The organism is Stenotrophomonas sp., assembly GCF_036662295.1.
Taxonomy (GTDB): domain Bacteria; phylum Pseudomonadota; class Gammaproteobacteria; order Xanthomonadales; family Xanthomonadaceae; genus Stenotrophomonas.
The window spans coordinates 69,140-84,744 of sequence record NZ_JAVWXA010000002.1 but is presented as its reverse complement, the minus strand read 5'-3'; the positions used below and the strand labels follow the sequence as shown (position 1 = coordinate 84,744).

15 protein-coding genes are annotated in these 15,605 nt (G+C 70.4%); 7 read left to right on the top strand and 8 right to left on the bottom strand.

The genetic code is table 11. The features are described from left to right. Positions 1-172: 172 nt before the first annotated feature. Positions 173-574 carry an I78 family peptidase inhibitor gene (locus tag RSA25_RS00920; RefSeq protein WP_332807042.1) on the bottom strand — a complete coding sequence of 134 codons (402 nt, stop codon included), beginning with the start codon at positions 572-574 and terminating at the stop codon, positions 173-175. 136 nt (positions 575-710) lie between these two features. Here RSA25_RS00920 and RSA25_RS00915 point away from each other — a divergent pair, with 136 nt between their 5' ends. Then, positions 711-1,778, top strand: a complete 1,068-nt coding sequence (locus tag RSA25_RS00915; RefSeq protein WP_332807041.1) for a DNA topoisomerase IB — start codon at positions 711-713, stop codon at positions 1,776-1,778. Positions 1,779-1,786: 8 nt separating this feature from the next. Here the strand turns inward: RSA25_RS00915 and RSA25_RS00910 are convergent, their stop codons facing one another. Next, positions 1,787-2,128 (bottom strand): hypothetical protein, encoded by a 342-nt coding sequence (locus tag RSA25_RS00910; protein WP_332807040.1) that lies wholly within the window; start codon positions 2,126-2,128, stop codon positions 1,787-1,789. 199 nt (positions 2,129-2,327) lie between these two features. On the opposite strand from RSA25_RS00910, the gene RSA25_RS00905 reads away from it, so the two are divergent. After that, positions 2,328-3,443 (top strand): SDR family oxidoreductase, encoded by a 1,116-nt coding sequence (locus RSA25_RS00905; protein WP_332807039.1) that lies wholly within the window; start codon positions 2,328-2,330, stop codon positions 3,441-3,443. On the opposite strand, the gene RSA25_RS00900 is transcribed toward RSA25_RS00905, so the two are convergent. Next, a complete protein-coding gene (locus RSA25_RS00900; protein ID WP_332807038.1) occupies positions 3,400-4,605 on the bottom strand; it encodes a serine hydrolase domain-containing protein in 1,206 nt (401 codons plus the stop codon). The two genes, RSA25_RS00905 and RSA25_RS00900, sit on opposite strands and share 44 nt — an antisense overlap. Before the next feature lie 201 nt (positions 4,606-4,806). On the opposite strand from RSA25_RS00900, the gene RSA25_RS00895 reads away from it, so the two are divergent. After that, the gene (locus RSA25_RS00895; RefSeq protein ID WP_332807037.1) at positions 4,807-5,193 is read left to right on the top strand and encodes a BlaI/MecI/CopY family transcriptional regulator; all 387 of its coding nucleotides are present in this window, start codon (positions 4,807-4,809) and stop codon (positions 5,191-5,193) included. A gap of 15 nt (positions 5,194-5,208) precedes the next feature. Next, entirely contained in the window at positions 5,209-7,035 is a 1,827-nt protein-coding gene (locus tag RSA25_RS00890) for a M56 family metallopeptidase (RefSeq protein ID WP_332807036.1), read from the top strand. 60 nt (positions 7,036-7,095) lie between these two features. On the opposite strand, the gene RSA25_RS00885 is transcribed toward RSA25_RS00890, so the two are convergent. After that, a complete protein-coding gene (locus RSA25_RS00885; RefSeq protein ID WP_332807035.1) occupies positions 7,096-7,422 on the bottom strand; it encodes an I78 family peptidase inhibitor in 327 nt (108 codons plus the stop codon). 230 nt (positions 7,423-7,652) lie between these two features. On the opposite strand from RSA25_RS00885, the gene RSA25_RS00880 reads away from it, so the two are divergent. Further along, on the top strand, positions 7,653-8,846 hold the full coding sequence (locus RSA25_RS00880) for a Ca2+-dependent phosphoinositide-specific phospholipase C (protein ID WP_332807034.1): 1,194 nt from the start codon (positions 7,653-7,655) through the stop codon (positions 8,844-8,846). A gap of 48 nt (positions 8,847-8,894) precedes the next feature. On the opposite strand, the gene RSA25_RS00875 is transcribed toward RSA25_RS00880, so the two are convergent. The 3 genes from RSA25_RS00875 to RSA25_RS00865 form a co-directional block, all read right to left on the bottom strand. After that, positions 8,895-9,980: a ribonuclease H-like domain-containing protein gene (locus RSA25_RS00875; protein WP_332807033.1), complete on the bottom strand. Its 1,086-nt coding sequence runs from the start codon at positions 9,978-9,980 to the stop codon at positions 8,895-8,897. Then, positions 9,977-12,457: a DEAD/DEAH box helicase gene (locus RSA25_RS00870; protein ID WP_332807032.1), complete on the bottom strand. Its 2,481-nt coding sequence runs from the start codon at positions 12,455-12,457 to the stop codon at positions 9,977-9,979. The genes RSA25_RS00875 and RSA25_RS00870 overlap by 4 nt, the downstream gene beginning before the upstream one ends. A 93-nt stretch (positions 12,458-12,550) precedes the next feature. Then, positions 12,551-13,795: a hypothetical protein gene (locus RSA25_RS00865; protein ID WP_332807031.1), complete on the bottom strand. Its 1,245-nt coding sequence runs from the start codon at positions 13,793-13,795 to the stop codon at positions 12,551-12,553. Positions 13,796-13,950: 155 nt separating this feature from the next. On the opposite strand from RSA25_RS00865, the gene RSA25_RS00860 reads away from it, so the two are divergent. Beyond that, positions 13,951-14,481, top strand: a complete 531-nt coding sequence (locus RSA25_RS00860) for a hypothetical protein (protein WP_332807030.1) — start codon at positions 13,951-13,953, stop codon at positions 14,479-14,481. 21 nt (positions 14,482-14,502) lie between these two features. On the opposite strand, the gene RSA25_RS00855 is transcribed toward RSA25_RS00860, so the two are convergent. Beyond that, on the bottom strand, positions 14,503-14,802 hold the full coding sequence (locus RSA25_RS00855; RefSeq protein ID WP_332807029.1) for a hypothetical protein: 300 nt from the start codon (positions 14,800-14,802) through the stop codon (positions 14,503-14,505). Positions 14,803-14,907: 105 nt separating this feature from the next. On the opposite strand from RSA25_RS00855, the gene RSA25_RS00850 reads away from it, so the two are divergent. Further along, positions 14,908-15,591 (top strand): hypothetical protein, encoded by a 684-nt coding sequence (locus tag RSA25_RS00850; RefSeq protein WP_332807068.1) that lies wholly within the window; start codon positions 14,908-14,910, stop codon positions 15,589-15,591. The last annotated feature ends 14 nt before the right edge of the window (positions 15,592-15,605 follow it).

Here is a 15,605-nt window from a genome sequence, read left to right as displayed (position 1 = left end):
CCTCAATGTCGGGTGAGCGGCGACACTCGTCCCCGCTCAATCCGTTGAGCGCATCTGGAGGCACCGGATGACTCGACTAGATCACAGTTGCTGCAACGCCGCAATACACGGTTGCAGGCGCAACCAAACCCCTTCAAAAGCGGCCTGGAAGTGACTTCCAGGCCTGCCCTGTTCAGCCGCAGCGGAGGCCGCTGACGTTGCCCTTTTCGTCCACTTCGATGTTCAGCCGTTCGCCGACGAATTCCATCGTGGTGGCATCGGTGGGCTTGAGCACGCGCAGCTGCTGGGCGCTGGCATCCTGCTGGGCCTGGTTGCCCACCGCATCGGAATACGCCTGGCCGACCAGGCTCTGCACCTGGGTGGCGTCGCAGGTGCCCACCGGCGGCGCTTCCAGCGCCTTGCCTGCTTCATCGGTGGGGGCGGCCGCGGCTTCGGCGGCCTTCTGCGCATGGGTGCCCACCGCTTCCTGCTCGTCCATCGGCGGGGCCTGGCAGGCGGCCAGCGCCAGCAGGGTGGGAAGGAGGGCCGCAAGGCCAACAGAACGCCGCAGGCGGCGGAACGACAAGGACGGCATCGAGACTCCAGACATCGAACCAGGGAAACCTTGGAGGATATCGCCAAGCGCGGCGTGAGGTGTTCGTGTTGTGTTATTGACGCGGCCTCGCACCGCTACCGGGTATCACTGCCTGCCCTGTCCGTTGCCGCCGCCGATGAGCCCCAGCCGTCCTGCCGCCACCCCCGAAGCCGCCGCTGCCCGCGAGGCCGGCCTGCGCTATGTCACTGACGAGATGCCCGGCCTGGCGCGGCGGCGCGCCGGCAAGGGCTTCAGCTACCGCGATGCCGACGGCGCGGCGGTGCGCGATGCGCCCACCCTGGCCCGCATCCGCGCGCTGGCGATCCCGCCGGCCTACACCGACGTGTGGATCTGCGCCTCGCACAACGGCCACCTGCAGGCCACCGGCCGGGACGCGCGCGGGCGCAAGCAGTACCGCTACCACGCCGACTGGGCGCGGGTGCGTGGCGACGGCAAGTTCGACCGGGTGATCGCCTTCGGCACGGCGCTGCCCACCCTGCGCCGGCGCGTGCGCCGCGACCTCAAGCTGCCCGGCTTCCCGCGCGACAAGGTGCTGGCCATCGTGGTGGCGCTGCTGGCGCAGACCCTGGTGCGCGTGGGCAATGAGGTCTACGCCCGCGACAACCGCTCCTACGGGCTGACCACGCTGCGCAACCGGCACCTGGCGCTGGTCAAGGGCGGGCGGGCGCAGATGCGCTTCCGCGGCAAGTCCGGGCAGGCGCACGAGGTGGACGTGGACGATCGCCGCCTGGTGACGCTGATCCGCGGGTGCCAGCAGCTGCCCGGGCAAGCGTTGTTCCAGTACCGCGATGACGACGGCGCGGTGCAGCCGGTGGATTCGGGCATGGTCAACGACTACCTGCATGATGCGATGGGCGAGGACTTCAGCGCCAAGGACTTCCGCACCTGGGGCGGGACGCTGGAAGCCATCCGCCAGTTTGCCATCACCGAGCTGCCCGAACCCGCCAGCGAACGCGCGCTGGCGGCGTTGCAGAAACAGGTGGTGTGCGAGGTGGCGACCCTGTTGGGCAATACGCCGTCGGTGTGCCGCAAGTCCTACATCGATCCGTGCGTGTTCGACGGCTGGCGCGCCGGCTCGCTCAAGGCGCTGGCCGGCCTGCGCGGCGAGCGGCAGTGGGAACTGGCCACCCTGAAGGTGCTCAAGGCCGCGCGGCGCACGGTCAAGCGCGCGCGCGCGGCCTGAGCGGGCGATCAGCCGCAGTAGAGCGCGGTGATGTTGTTGGTGCCGCCGGTTTCGATGGTGAGGCGGTCACCGCCGGTTTCCGCGCCCGGGGTGGGGTTGGCCGCGCCGCTGGCGGTGGGGCCGCTCTCCTCGCGCTCGCCGCGCACCACGTTGACCTGCAGGCTGTCGCTGTCCACGCGGGCGCGTTCGACGGTGGCGGCCGAGGCGGCCAGCCCGACGGCGCCGCGCACCTTGTCCACGTGGCACTGGCCGGAAATGACGCCATCGATGGGCTGTACCTGCGCCATCGGCGTGGTGCTGCATGCGGTCAGCAGGGCCAGGGTGGCGGCGGTGATGAGGGGGCGATACATGGGCGAGGCTCCAGCGGGGTTTCCGGCCTGCAGCCTGCCGCGCGGCGCGTATGCGGCGGATGAATGATGCCGCCGCGCCAGCGCCCGGTGCACGCCAGCGCTGCGCCTTGCACGGTACGCGCACATCCTGCTCACCGGCTCTAGCCACGCGATTGCGCACACTGCACCGGCACTCGAACGCTGTCGCAAAGGAGCCGCCATGGCCACCCGCAAGACCTCGACCCGTCCCCCGTCCTCCGCTGCCACCACCGCCCGCAAGGCGGCGCGCAAGCCGGCCAAGCCGGCAGCCGAACGCAGCCCGGTGGTGAAGACCGCCACCCGCAAGGCGGCCGCCGGCGACCCGCGCGCCGCGCGCGTTGCCGCCCGCCAGCGCCGCCTGCAGGACCAGGAAAAGGCCAAGGACGCACGCGTGGCGAAGAAGGCCACCGGCAAGACCGCGAAAAAGGCCACCCAGGCCGGCAGCCGCAGGCAGCCGGAGAAGATGCCCGCCCAGCAGCTGGCCAAGCCCGGCAACGAGCATGCGCTGGAGCTGGCACCGCGCTTCCTCGCCCCTGACTACATGGGCAGCGGCAAGCTGGCCGGCAAGCGCGCGATCATCACCGGCGGCGACTCGGGCATCGGTCGCGCGGTAGCCGTGCTGTTCGCCCGCGAAGGCGCCGACGTGGCCGTGCTGCACCTGGACGAGGATGCCGATGCGCAGCTCACCCGCCAGCACGTGGAGGCCGAAGGCGGCCGCTGCGTGGTGATCGCCGGCGACGTCCGCGACCCCCGGTTCTGCAACCGCGCGGTGAAGCAGGTGGCCAAGGCATTCGGCGGGATCGACATCCTGGTCAACAACGCCGCCTTCCAGCTGCATTGCGAGCGCCTGGAAGACCTGGAGGACGCGCACCTGCAGGAGACCCTGCAGACCAACATCGGCGGTTACATCCAGATGGCGCGCGCGGTGCTGCCGCACCTGCAGGAAGGCGACTGCATCATCAACACCGGCTCGGAGACCGGGCTGTTCGGCAGCAAGGCGCTGATCGACTACTCGGCCACCAAGGGCGCCATCCACGCCTTCACCAAGGCGCTGGCCAGCCAGTTGCTGCCGCGCGGGATCCGGGTCAACGCGGTGGCGCCGGGGCCGGTGTGGACGCCGCTGAACCCGGCCGACAAGCCGGCCGACGACGTGGCCGAGTTCGGCAAGGACAGCGACATGGGGCGCCCGGCGCAGCCGGAAGAACTGTCGCCGGCCTATGTGTTCCTGGCCTCGCCGGTGACCGCCAGCTACATCAGCGGGGTGATCCTGCCGGTGATGGGCGGGCCGCGCGGCTGACGCCGGTTGGCGGCGATGCCATGGGCGCGGCCGGCGCACCGTCGCCCTCGCGGGCGGCGGGCGTCGCCGACGGCGATTGATAGAACGCGGCCACCTGCGCGATGAATTCCTGCGGGTTGGCGCCGACCAGGTTGGTGAGCACCACCACCGCCAGGTCCTGCTCGGGATACACCACGAAGGCGGCGCGCGCGCCGCCGATGCCGCCCACCTGCAGCGACGGTTGCGTGCCCATTACCGGCCAGCCGGCCGCCCAGGCGCCGTCGGCGCCGCTGGCCAGGCGTTCGGGCTGCCACATGCGGTGTACGCCGGCGGGCTTGAGCAGCTGCCCCTTCGACAGCGCGATCAGCCAGCGGCCCACCTCGTCGGCGGTGGTGAGGAGGCCGGCACCGGCCCACAGTTCCGGTGAGACGTCGTAGAACCAATGCGACAACCGCGCCGGCGCCCCGGGCGCGTCGGTCCTGCGCGGGAACCAGCTGTAGATCGTGGCCGCATCGGCGGTGAGGTCGTAACTGTCGCCGAAGGTGGTGCGCGGCATGCCCACCACGTCGAACTGATGGCGGGCCATGTACTGCGCATACGGGACGCCGGCCTGGCGGGTGATGATCCGCGCCAGCAGCACGTAGTTGGTCTGGTTGTACCGGTAGCGCGCGCCCGGTTCGGCTTCCATCGGCAGCGCGGTGACCTGCGCCCACGCCGCCTGTTCGCTGCCGCCGCCGAGCAGGCCCTGTGCGTCGAGGATGTCGGGCAGGCCGGAAGTGTGGGCGAGCAGCTGGCGCACCCGCACCTTGCCCCATGCCGCCGGCAGATCGGGGAGATAACGCGACACGGGGGCCTGCAGGTCCACGCGCCCGGCCTGTGCCAGTTGCGCCATCGCCACCCCGGTGAAGGCCTTGGTGGCCGAGTTGAGCGGGAAGCGCGTGGCCGGCGTGGCCTGCACGGCGTTCTCCACGTTGGCCAGGCCATAGGCCTCGGACAGCACCATCGCGCCGTCCTTGACCACCGCGATCTGCAGGCCGGGGATGCCCTTGTCCTGCATCGTGCGCTGCACGAACTGGCGGGCCTGCGCGTTGGCCGGCGCCCACGCGGTGGACGGGGCGGCCAGGCACGCCAGGGGCAGCACGAGGGCGGCCAGGACGATGGCACGGAGGGAGCGAGCGCGCATGCGGTGTTCCTTGGGCAGGGGCAGCGGCGCCGGGCGCCGCAGGCGCGGGGCATCCGCGCTCGCAGGGTTGGATGTGGCCGGGGGCCAAAAGGTTTAAGCGCACCGCCGTCGTCGACCTTTCGTCGGGACGGGCCATCGGGCACTTGACGACAGTTGTAGTCACTGGCACGGTAGCGACACGTGTAGTCATCGGAGCGTGCCATGCGCGGCAAGACCATCGGGGACCAGGAACTGGCCCTGTTGCAGTACATAGCAGAACAGGGCGGTGCCACCGTGGGCGAGGTGGCGGCCGGGTTTGGCGAAGAACGCGGGCTGGCCCGCTCGACCGTGCTGACCATGATGGAGCGCCTGCGCGGCAAGGCCTACCTGCAGCGCCGGCAGGTGCAGGGCGTGTACCGCTACGCCGCCACCACCGGCCAGGACAGCGTGGTGCAGGGCGCGGTGGCCAGCTTCGTGGAGAAGACCCTGCAGGGGTCGGTGTCGCCGTTCGTGGCCTTCATGTCGCACAAGGCCGAGGTCAGCGACCAGGAACTGGCCGAGCTGGAAGCACTGGTCGCGCAGCTGCAATCACGCAAGCGGGAGGGCTGAGCCATGGAGAGCACGATGATGGAACTGCTGATGCGGCTGGCATGGACCAGCGTACAGAGCGCGGTACTGGTGGGCCTGGTCTGGGCCGTGTGCCGGTGGCTGCCGGGCCTGCCGCCGGCCACGCGCTGCCGGCTGTGGTGGCTGGTGGCCGCGCAGGCGGTGCTGGGCCTGGTATGGAGCAACCCGCTGGAACTGGCGGTGTTGCCGGCGCCGGCGGCCGCGCCGGTGGTCCAGGCGCTGGGCGCACCGGTGGCCGACAGCGCGGTGACGTGGGCGCCCGCCGCATTGGACAGCGTGGCGATGGCCGCGCCGCAGGCGGCGACGTGGTCCTGGCCGCTGCTGCTGCTGGCGGTGTGGGCAGCGGGCGTGGCGGTGCTGGTGCTGCACAGCCTGCGCGGCTATCGCGCCAGCCGCGCGCTGGTCAACGCGGCGGCGGCGTGCACCGATGCCTCGCTGCGGCAGGCGCTGCACCTGGCGGCGGAGGCGCATGGCCTGCGCCGCGCGCCAGCGCTGAAGATCTCCGCGCAGATCCACTCGCCGCAGCTGATCGGGCCGTGGCGGCCGGTGTTGCTGCTGCCCGCGCGCGAATTGCCGGCGATGGCCGCCGACGACCTGGACATGGCGCTGACCCATGAACTGATCCACCTGCAGCGGCGCGACCTGTGGTGGGGACTGCTGCCGGCGCTGGCCCAGCACCTGTTCTTCTTCCACCCGCTGGTGCACCTGGCGGCGCGCGAATATGCGCTGGCCCGCGAAGAGGCCTGCGATGGCGCCGTGGTGGCCGGGCACGGGCATTGCCGGCACGACTACGGCCGCCTGCTGGTGCAGCTGGGCGTGGCGCCACGGCCGGCGGTGGGCGTGGCCAGTGCCTCGCCCAACTTCCGCAGTCTCAAGCGGCGCCTGCTGAGCCTGCAGCAGACCCGGCGCTTCCCGCGCGTGGCGGCCATGGCGATCACGGCGATGTTCGTGGTGGTGGGCATTGCGCCGCTGCGACTGGTGGCGGCGCCCCCACCGCCGGCCCCGCCGCCGCCGGCACCGACGGCCCCCCACGTGCCACCGCCGCCGTCTGCGCCGCTTGCGCCCCCCAACCCGCCTGCCCCGTCGCTGAAGGCATCACCCGCTTCACCGGCCGTGCCTGCGGCACCCGCGGCACCCGCGGTGCCGGAAGCGCCGGCCGTCCCGCGTGTCGCGCGCGTGTCGACGCTGCTGCAGCCGCTGGGCCGGGAGGTGTCGATGGTGACCCACGGCCAGGTCAACCTGTCACGCCAGGCGGCCCAGGCCTTCGTGCTGATGGACGGCGACGACAACTTCGTCGATGCCTCGGTGGCCGATCTCAAGCAGGCGCAGCGCGACGTGGCCGACGGAACGCCGGCGCTGTGGGTACGCCGTGGCCAGGCGCGCTACCTGATCCGCGATCCGGCGGTGCTTCGCCCACTGGCCCGCAACCAGGCCGAAGTGGCGGCACTGGGCAATGCCCAGGCCGCACTGGGTGATCGCCAGTCGTTGTCGGGCGAGCAGCTGGCCAAGCTGAGCATGCAGGTCACCGCCGATGTCATGGCGCATGTCGATGTGGACGCCGTTGCCCGGGCGGCGGGACGCCAGGCCGGCATGGACGCCGCCGCCGAAGCCAACCAGGCCGCACGCCAGGCGCGCACCACCGCGGTGCGGGCGATCGATGCGCAGCAGATGGCCCGGGTGGCCCGCGAACAGGCCGAACTGGGCCGTGAACAGGCGCGCCTGGCCCAGCAGCAGAGCGTGGCCTCGGCGCGGGCCGCACGCGCGGTGCGCACGGCCATCGACCAGGCGATCGCCAGCGGCAAGGCCGAACGCCTGCGCGATTGACCGCGCTGCCACGGCGGCCGGCGCTGCGATGCCGGCCGCCGCGATGGGCCGCGGTCTTGGTCAGCCGCAGTTGGCGCGCACGATCTTGTTCTGTTCGTCCACTTCAATGCTCAGGCGGTCTTCGCGGAAGTCCATGGTCATCGCCATGCCCGGCTTGAGCACGCGCGCATGGCGTGCGCCGCTGGCCTGCACGGCCTGCTTGAGCACGGCTTCGCTGGCGGTCTGGCCGACGAAGGGGGCGATCTTTTCCGGGTCGCAGCGTGCGGCCGCATCGGCCCCGGCGGCCATCGGCTCGGAGGTCGGGGCGGGCGTGGTGCGCTTCGGCGGCTGGCTGCAGGCAACCAGCGGCAACGCACAACCCAGGGCAAGCAGGAAGGACAGGCGCATGCGGGGATCCTCGCGGAATGAGTGCACCCAGTCTGCGAGATCGACGCGTTAGGGCGCGTCAACGCCGCCGCCCCGGGCCGATGCCTGGCGCCAACGCCCGCTCATCGGAAAACCGCCGGGAACCGAGAGCCGCTTCACACTTTTGGCCGGCAGTGGCGCCCCGGACGATGACGCGATTGCCCTTGACGCTGCTAGCGTCGTCGGACTGCATTCTCGAGAAGGAACCTCGCATGTCCAGTCCTGCCCGCGTCACCATCGACAACCGCACCGCCACCGCGCTCACCACCCACGTCACCCGCAACTACTGGGTGGAGGGCGATGGCGCCAGCATCGACGGCAAGTCCATCCCCGCGCACAGCCAGCAGGCGTTCGACATATCCGCCAAGACCGGCCACCACGGCGAGCTGGATATCCAGCTGCTGGAAACCGGCTCGCGGCGCCTGATCGCCACGCTGGACATCAAGAGCATCAAGGACCCGCAGGACGGCCACGGCCTGCAGCCGAGGTCGGACATCGATGGCCTGCAGATCACCGCCGTGGGCCATCGCAGTTCGCCCGGCGCCAGCGACCTGCGCCGCATCGAGGTGACCCTGCTCGATGCCAGCACCGCGCGGCTGCCCTACAACCAGGTGTCGATGAAGGCCTCGCACAACAGTTACCAGCGCGATGAGAGCCTGATCGACCAGATCCGCTGGGACAACACGACGCCCTACAACAGCGGCTGTGGCGCGGTGGAGCTGGATATTTCGCAGTCCAGCGATGGCAAGGCATGGTCGGTCGGCCACGACGCCAGCTACCACGAGCACTACCGGCAGCTCTCCGGTTTCCTGGCCGACCTGACCGCGTGGGCCCGCGAAACCCCCGGCCACGACGTGATCACCCTGCACCTGGACCTCAAGCACACCGCCACCGCGAATTTCCCCGCCGAGCTGGATGCCTACCTGCGCGACCGCCTGCCGGAAGGGTCGGTGTATTCGCCGGCCGCTTTGATGGGCACCGCGCCCACCCTGGCCAAGGGCGCCGAGGCGAACGGCTGGCCGACGCTGGAGGCACTGCGCAACCGCTTCATCATCTGCATCACCGGCGATGGCGATGACAAGAAGACCTACGCCGAGACCGATCCCAAGGCACGGCTGTGTTTCGCCGACAAGGACATCGACGCCGACGGCACGCCATCTGACGCGCATCGGGTGTTCTTCAACATCCACATCCTGCATGCGAGCCGGGACAAGTGGATGAAGACCTTCCGCGACAACGCGGGCAAGCCGCAGGTGATCACGCGCGCGTATGAAGCCAACAGCGAAGACAACTGGAACGATTGCCTCAACAGCGGCTGCAACCTGATCGCCACCAACAAGATCCGCGGGCATGCGTGGGCCATGGTGGGCACGCAGCGGTTTGCCAGGAAAGTGCCGCTGGTCTGAGCACCGGGCGCTGCCTGCCGGCGCGGCAGGCAGCGTTGGCCGCGTGGCTCACCCGCCCTGCAGGGCCAAGGTCTCGCGTTCGCGCTGGTGTTCGGCCACCAGCCGCTGCATCAACAGCGACAGCGTCACCACGTCCTGGTGGTTGTGCTCGGCCACCCGGCGCAGGTTGACCGCGTTGCCGCCGCGCAGGTAATTGAGCCAGGCCGCCGGGGCTTCCGAACCGGGCAGGTCGTCCTCGCGCACGATCTGCAGCAGCTGCCGCTCGATGGTGGCCAGCCGGCAGTTTTCCCAGGTGCCGCGGTAACGCCGGCGGGTGGGGAACAACAGGTCCACGTGGTCCAGCGGGGTGATCGGGCAGCGTTGCCGGGCCAGCCGGTAGCGGGTCTTCAGCAGCGGCGCGTCGTAGCAGCGGCCGTTGTAGCTGCAGAACACCGTGGCCGGCTGCAGCCAGCCGGCAAAGGCGCGCAGCATGGCGGTCTCGGCGGCCAGGGTGGTCATCAGCAGCTGGCGGATGCGCAGGCCCTCGCCCTGTTCGGGATGGGCATGCCAGTCGGCGGCGCCGATCATGAAGGCGCGGGTGCCGGTGCCGCCGGCCAGGCCGGTGGTTTCGGTATCGAAGAACATCAGGTTCTGCGGCTGCACCTGTTCGCCTTCGCGCTTGGCGAAGGCCAGCGACAGCGGCACGGTGGGAATGGGCTGGGGCAGGAAGGATTCGATCAGGAACAGCCCGGGTGCGATCTCCTCGCCGGGAACGTGGCGGTCCTGGGCGCTGGCGCGCGGTTTGGCGGCCACGCCGGCGCCGCGCCCGCGCAGGCCAAGCAGGCGATGCAGGCCGCCCACGTCGGGTTTGCGCAGTGCCGGTGCAGGCGTTGGCCTGGGCGCGGCGGGCGGCGCGGCAACCCCGGTGGCCTTGTGGCGGATTTCCTGTTCCACCCAGGCGAAGACCGAGCCCGGTGCGGGCGGCCGGCCGTGGGTGTCGTTGGCGGCCGACGGGGTGGGCGCGGTGGCGGGCGCCGACGCGTTGGCCGGTGCCGGCCCCCGGTGGGCACCGGCGGGATGACCGGCGCCCACCGGGGGCGTGGCATCGCCGGCCTGCCGGCGCAGCAGGCGCAGTTTGTCCAGGCTCAGGCTCACTGCGGCACCACCTCGGCATGGGCGGTGTGGTGAGCCCCGGTCGCAGGCAGCGCCTGCGCGTCGAACAGCGCCAGCACCTTCAGCGCCAACGCCTTGGGCGTGGTGTCGTCCTGCTCCTGCCCGGCCAGTACCGGACCCACGCAGGCCGGGCAACCGGCCTTGCAGTCGCAGCGCTCCACCAGTTCGCGCGCGCGCATCAGCAGTTCGTCCTGGCGCAGCCACAGCGGCTCGCTCAGGCCCACGCCGCCGGGGAAGTTGTCGTACAGGTACACGGTGGGCACGAACTGCTGCTGCAGCTCGATCGCGCTGGCGTCGAACTCGGCCCCGCGCAGCTGGCCGCGGCCGCTCTGGTCGGCGATCGCAAACCACGCGCCATCGCCATTGCCGACGGCCTTCTGCAGGTCGCGCGCGTCGGCCATCACCGCCACGGTGGCCACGATGTGCAGCGCGTAGGCCGCGCCGAGGAAACCGTCCAGCGCTTCCTGCTTGCTGTCGAACGCGGTCAGCAGCAGCGCCTGTGGCAACTGCCACCACACCGCGGTGGTGTGCAGCTCCTGGTCGGGCAGGTTGACCGGGCCGTAGCCGATGTTCTCGTGGGTGTAGTAGCGGATCTTCTTGTAGCCGGCCACGCGCCGCACCACGTGCACTTCGCCGTGGTGCGCATCGCCCTGGCCGGCGAGGCAGCCGTCGAAACGGTCCAGCACCTTGAGCTTGGTGAAGTCGATGCTGTCGGTGTAGTAATCGACATGGGTGCGGGTGACGTAGGCCTTGCGCCCTTCCCAGTCCAGCCGCTCCACCTGGTAGGGCGTGGACTGCACCATGTGGATGGCGCCCTCGTACAGGGTCAGCGCGGCGGCCGAGTAGTCCACCTCGGCGATGATCTGCTGCTTGCCGTCGCTGCGGTCCACCACCACGAAGTTGCCGTCGGCCACCGAGCGCAGGCTCACCGCGTTGGCCGGGTAGCTGTCGGCGATCCATTCCCAGCGGTCGCCCTCGCGGTGGATCACCTCGGTCTCGGCCAGCGCTTCGAGGAACACCAGCGGGTCGATCGGGCCGAACGGGTCGCCGGCCAGGAACGGCAGTTCGAAGGCGGCGCAGCGGATGTGGTCGAACAGGATCAGCGGCTGGTCCGGGGCGATGCGCGCATGCTCGGGCGAGGCGTCGGCAAAGAAGTCCGGGTGGCGCACCACGTACTGGTCCAGCGGCTGCGAACTGGCCACCAGCACGCCCAGCGCGGGCTGCTGGCGGCGCCCGGCGCGGCCGAAGCGCTGCCAGGTGGCGGCCACGCTGCCGGGGTAGCCGTTGAGCACCACCACGTCCAGGCTGCCGATGTCCACGCCCAGCTCCAGCGCCGAGGTGCTGACGATGCCGTCGATCTGGCCGGCGCGCATGGCCCGCTCGGTCTCGCGGCGCTCGGTGGGCAGGTAGCCGCCGCGATAGGCGCGGATGCGGGCCGGCTTGCGCGGGTCGTGGTCGAAGATGTCCTTGAGGTACTTGGTCAGCACCTCCACCATCAACCGGCTCTGGGCGAAGATCAGCGTCTTCAACCCGGACTTGATCGCGATGCGGGCAATGCGGTTGCTCTGCGAACGCGCCGAGGCGCGCAGGCCGAGGTCGGCGTTGACCACCGGCGGGTTCCACAGCAGGACATGCTTGGGGCCGGTGGGCGCGCCGGATTCGGTGATGGGGGTGACCGGCGCTTCGATCAGCGCCTGCGCATGCGCCTGCGGGTTGCCGATGGTGGCCGAGCACAGGATGAACTGCGGCTCCACCCCGTAGAAGGCACAGATGCGCTTGAGCCGGCGCAGCACGTTGGTGACGTGGCTGCCGAACACGCCGCGGTAGGTGTGCACTTCATCGATCACCACATAGCGCAGGTTCTCGAAGAACTGCGCCCACTTGGTGTGATGCGGCAGGATTGCCTGGTGCAGCATGTCCGGGTTGGACACCACGATGTCGCCGTGCAGGCGGATGGCCTGGCGCGCATCGCCGGGGGTATCGCCGTCGAAGGTGAAGGCCTTGACGCCCAGGTCGCCGGCGCGATTGAGTTCCAGCAGCTCGGCCACCTGGTCCTGGGCCAGCGCCTTGGTCGGGAACAAGTACAGCGCCTTGGCCTTGCCCTGCATGGCCGCACTGACCACCGGCAGGGTGTAGCACAGCGACTTGCCGCTGGCGGTGGGGGTGACGATGGCCACGTGTTCGCCGCGCTGGGTGGCCGCCCACGCCTCGGCCTGGTGGCTGTAGAGCTGGTCGATGCCGCGTGCCTTGAGCGCCTCGCGCAGGGCCACCGGCACGTCCGCCGGGATCGGCGCATAGCGGCCTTCGCGGCCGGGCAGGGTGAAGCTGCCGGTGATGCGGTCGGCATAGCGCTGCTGCAGGCGCGCGGTAAGCAGCGCGCCGTTGCGCGAGGGCAGGCCATCGGTGGTGGACAGCCGGCGCTCGGCGTCTTCGGTGCGCTTGGCGAGTTCGTAGGCCATGAGAAGTAGAACCGGGACGTATTGCGAGGGGTCACATGGCACCACAGACGCGTCTCAGAGTGTGAGATATGGCGGCCGCAGGCCGTGAACCGTTCAGTGCCCCGGGGCAGGGCGGCCCTCGAACGTGATACGACGTGCAGCATCACGACGGACAACCTGCCACGCCTTGCGCGCAACGTGGAGGCACTGCCACACCAGCGCTGCCGTGATTACGGGCCACCAGAGCGCGCCGGCCACGCTGGGCAGGTGCAGCCGTGCCAGTGAGGCGGCGATTCCTTCGATGCCAGGGAACGGAACCGCGCTCGTTGCCAGCACCCCCAGCAGCAACGCCACCCAGGCCAGGGAGGCCCCGATTCCGCTCAACGGAAACGCGTGCCGGTCTTCGGCCAGGGACCAGTGCGGGCCTGCTGCCAGGACGGCCCCGTCGGTTTCGCGCACCTCCAGTGTGAGTTGGGGCCGAACGTCGAAACGCCCGGAGTGCGCCCACTCCGGTGGAACGACCACCTGACGGTCAGTGCCGATGAGCCATATGCCATCGCAGCGGGGGTGCAGGTGCAGCCGGCACAGCACCCCTGAGATCTGGATGACCCGCAGTGGTATTGCTGGACCCCGACCGCGTGGGATGACCCCCAACGCGCCGATTCCTCCGGCGATGATGGCGGGGCTGTTGAGGACCAGCCACTCCCCCGTCGATACGGTATCGGGCCGGAGAAAAAGCGACCACAGGGCCACCAGCGCGACCATCAGACCGCCCCAACGCAGCCCGGCACTGCGCCGCAGCGCGACTTCGGCTGTGCTTTCCAGGCGGTCGCCGCCGGGCTGGCTGGCGGCCAGGGCACATGCACGCGGACGGCGCGGGGACGTCTGTGCGGGTTCGAGAGCAGCCTCTCCGCGGGCGTGGTGTCGTTCGCAGCGCCCCTGTGCGCCGACGATGTGGAAGCCGTTCAAGCGCACCACCCAGGCAACATCGCCCGCCATGACGACGTCGGCATGGTTGTCCGTGGCCAGATGGCGCCAGCCGTCGAAAGGAAGGACGGCCTCCACGCCCGCCAGCAGGATCCGATGCAGTGGCCAATCGCCGATGGCTGCGGCCGAGCCGGGATCGAGCGCCCCGGATAGGCGCCGCACGTGGTCATCATGCACGGCACCGGTGATGGCCCGAATCGGGGCGAACGCGGCGAGTTCCGCTTCACTGAGCCGGCGTAGCGGAGCGCCACTGCGCAGTGCGTGCAGGGCCTGGTTCCGCACCGACCGCCAATGGAGGTAGCCGAGCACGAGCACGATCGGCACGGCGATCAGGATCAGGACGGCAAACGGCGACATCGGATCGACCCACATGCAACGAGGGCGAGCAGTTTCAAGCGGTTACGGAGGCCGGGCAATGAAACTTGTTGCGGATCGCGGCGGACACCCGCTGAACGGCTGCACAGCCCCAACGAAATCTGAAGCCCGTATCCGTATCCTCGACAACTGGACGCAACAGGCAAGGGCGGATGGCGGTGGCAGTACGTGCAACGCAGGGAGCACTTCTAGCCGGCATGCTGCTGGCGGGCATCGCGCAGGCGCAACAGGTAGCGCCGGTGGCCGTTCCCGCAGCCGCACCGGAGCCGACAACGGCGTCTGCTGCGCCGCCGGGTGCGAATGACCCGCCCGCTGTCCCAGCTCCCGCGCAGGGCGACGTGACCACGTTGGGCGAAGTACGCGCGCTCAAGCCCGAGGACGACGTGCCGCTGGACCTGTATCGCTTCCGCAGCCCGGTAAAGGCCGAATCCAACCGCTTCAGCAAGTCCTGGAGCGAGCCGCCCAGCCCCCAGCAGGTAGGCATGAGCGGCGGCTACCTGATGATGGGCATCAACTACGGGCTGGGCAAAGCCGCGCAGGGCCTGCATCGGCTGACCGGCGGGCCGGACCAGATCCAGTCGGCGGTCGCCCGGCCGCCGCCGTCGCTGACCGAGGAGCAGCGACGCCGCGCCTTGAAGTACTGCGGCGGCGCGGACGACTGCGCCGCACTGCCGCAGGATTGAGGCCGCCGCCCGGCGCGGGGTTCAGTAACGCTTCGCGCCGCGGACCGCGTTGTCCATCGATTCCTGGATGCGCTTGATGTCGTTGTTGCCGGCCTCGACGTACTTCTCAACGCAGCGGAAATGCTCCTTGACCTCGTTCTGGTAGCGGCTCAACTCGGACGCGCTGCTGCCCGAACTCCGGCGCGGCGGTTGGCAACGCGGCTCGGGATAGCGGCTGGCGCTGAGGTTGCTGGGGCCGCTGACGGCCGTTGCGCTGCCGCTGTACAGCAGCGAGGCGCCGGACAACAGCGCGAGGGTGACGCCCGATACGACACGCGACATGCGCGATCCTCCCTGGAAAGCGGCAGTATAGGCCGCCCGGTGATGACCCCGACCCTGTGCGTGGCGCCACCGTCATCCCACATCCACGGAGTACGGCCGCGCATGATGCGTTTCCTTTTCCTGCTGGCGCTGGCCAGCCTGTGCGACACCGCCTCGGCGCAGGCCGCGCAGGATCCGCGCAGCTGTCGCAACGGCGGTTTTCCGACCGAGCAGGGCGATTTCGCGCTGGCCAAGGTCACCGGCACCCCGCGCCTGTACCTGCTGGCCGACAGCGAGGGCTGCCCCGCAAAAGGAGAGCCGGCGTGCCGCCAGCGCAGCTATGTGGTGGGCGGCGACACGGTGCTGACCGGCTATGCGCAGGCGGGCTATCGGTGCGCCTTCTATCCCAACAAGGGCGGTGGCAGCGCCGGGTGGGTGGAGGCGCAGCGGCTGCAGCCGTTGCCGGTCGCGCGTGCGCCGGCGCTGCAGGCGTGGGCCGGGCAGTGGCGCAATGGCGATGACACGTTGCTGCTGCGCGTGCAGGACGGCCAGCTCGCGGTGACCGGCGAGGCCTACTGGCCCTCGGCCAGGCCCACCCCGCAGCGCCCGTACGGGCCCAACCTGGGGCAGATCGATGCGATCGCGCGCCCGAGCGGGGCGATCGTGCATTTCAAGGACAGCGATGACGCGGCCTGCGAACTGAAGGCGCAGTGGTTGGGCGACTACCTGGTGGTCTCGGACAACAGCCAATGCGGCGGCATGAACGTGCGTTTCAACGGCGTGTACGGGCGCGACCCCGCCGCGCGCTGAGCCGCGCCGCCGCG

Coding starts and splice junctions, on each gene's coding strand:
- RSA25_RS00890 (WP_332807036.1), top strand. CDS start 5,209: ATGATGGAACTGCTGATGCGGCTGGCATGGACCAGCGTACAGAGCGCG.
- RSA25_RS00860 (WP_332807030.1), top strand. CDS start 13,951: ATGGCGGTGGCAGTACGTGCAACGCAGGGAGCACTTCTAGCCGGCATG.
- RSA25_RS00870 (WP_332807032.1), bottom strand. CDS start 12,457: ATGGCCTACGAACTCGCCAAGCGCACCGAAGACGCCGAGCGCCGGCTG.
- RSA25_RS00880 (WP_332807034.1), top strand. CDS start 7,653: ATGTCCAGTCCTGCCCGCGTCACCATCGACAACCGCACCGCCACCGCG.
- RSA25_RS00855 (WP_332807029.1), bottom strand. CDS start 14,802: ATGTCGCGTGTCGTATCGGGCGTCACCCTCGCGCTGTTGTCCGGCGCC.
- RSA25_RS00895 (WP_332807037.1), top strand. CDS start 4,807: ATGCGCGGCAAGACCATCGGGGACCAGGAACTGGCCCTGTTGCAGTAC.
- RSA25_RS00915 (WP_332807041.1), top strand. CDS start 711: ATGAGCCCCAGCCGTCCTGCCGCCACCCCCGAAGCCGCCGCTGCCCGC.
- RSA25_RS00865 (WP_332807031.1), bottom strand. CDS start 13,795: ATGTGGGTCGATCCGATGTCGCCGTTTGCCGTCCTGATCCTGATCGCC.
- RSA25_RS00905 (WP_332807039.1), top strand. CDS start 2,328: ATGGCCACCCGCAAGACCTCGACCCGTCCCCCGTCCTCCGCTGCCACC.
- RSA25_RS00885 (WP_332807035.1), bottom strand. CDS start 7,422: ATGCGCCTGTCCTTCCTGCTTGCCCTGGGTTGTGCGTTGCCGCTGGTT.
- RSA25_RS00900 (WP_332807038.1), bottom strand. CDS start 4,605: ATGCGCGCTCGCTCCCTCCGTGCCATCGTCCTGGCCGCCCTCGTGCTG.
- RSA25_RS00850 (WP_332807068.1), top strand. CDS start 14,908: ATGCGTTTCCTTTTCCTGCTGGCGCTGGCCAGCCTGTGCGACACCGCC.
- RSA25_RS00910 (WP_332807040.1), bottom strand. CDS start 2,128: ATGTATCGCCCCCTCATCACCGCCGCCACCCTGGCCCTGCTGACCGCA.
- RSA25_RS00920 (WP_332807042.1), bottom strand. CDS start 574: ATGCCGTCCTTGTCGTTCCGCCGCCTGCGGCGTTCTGTTGGCCTTGCG.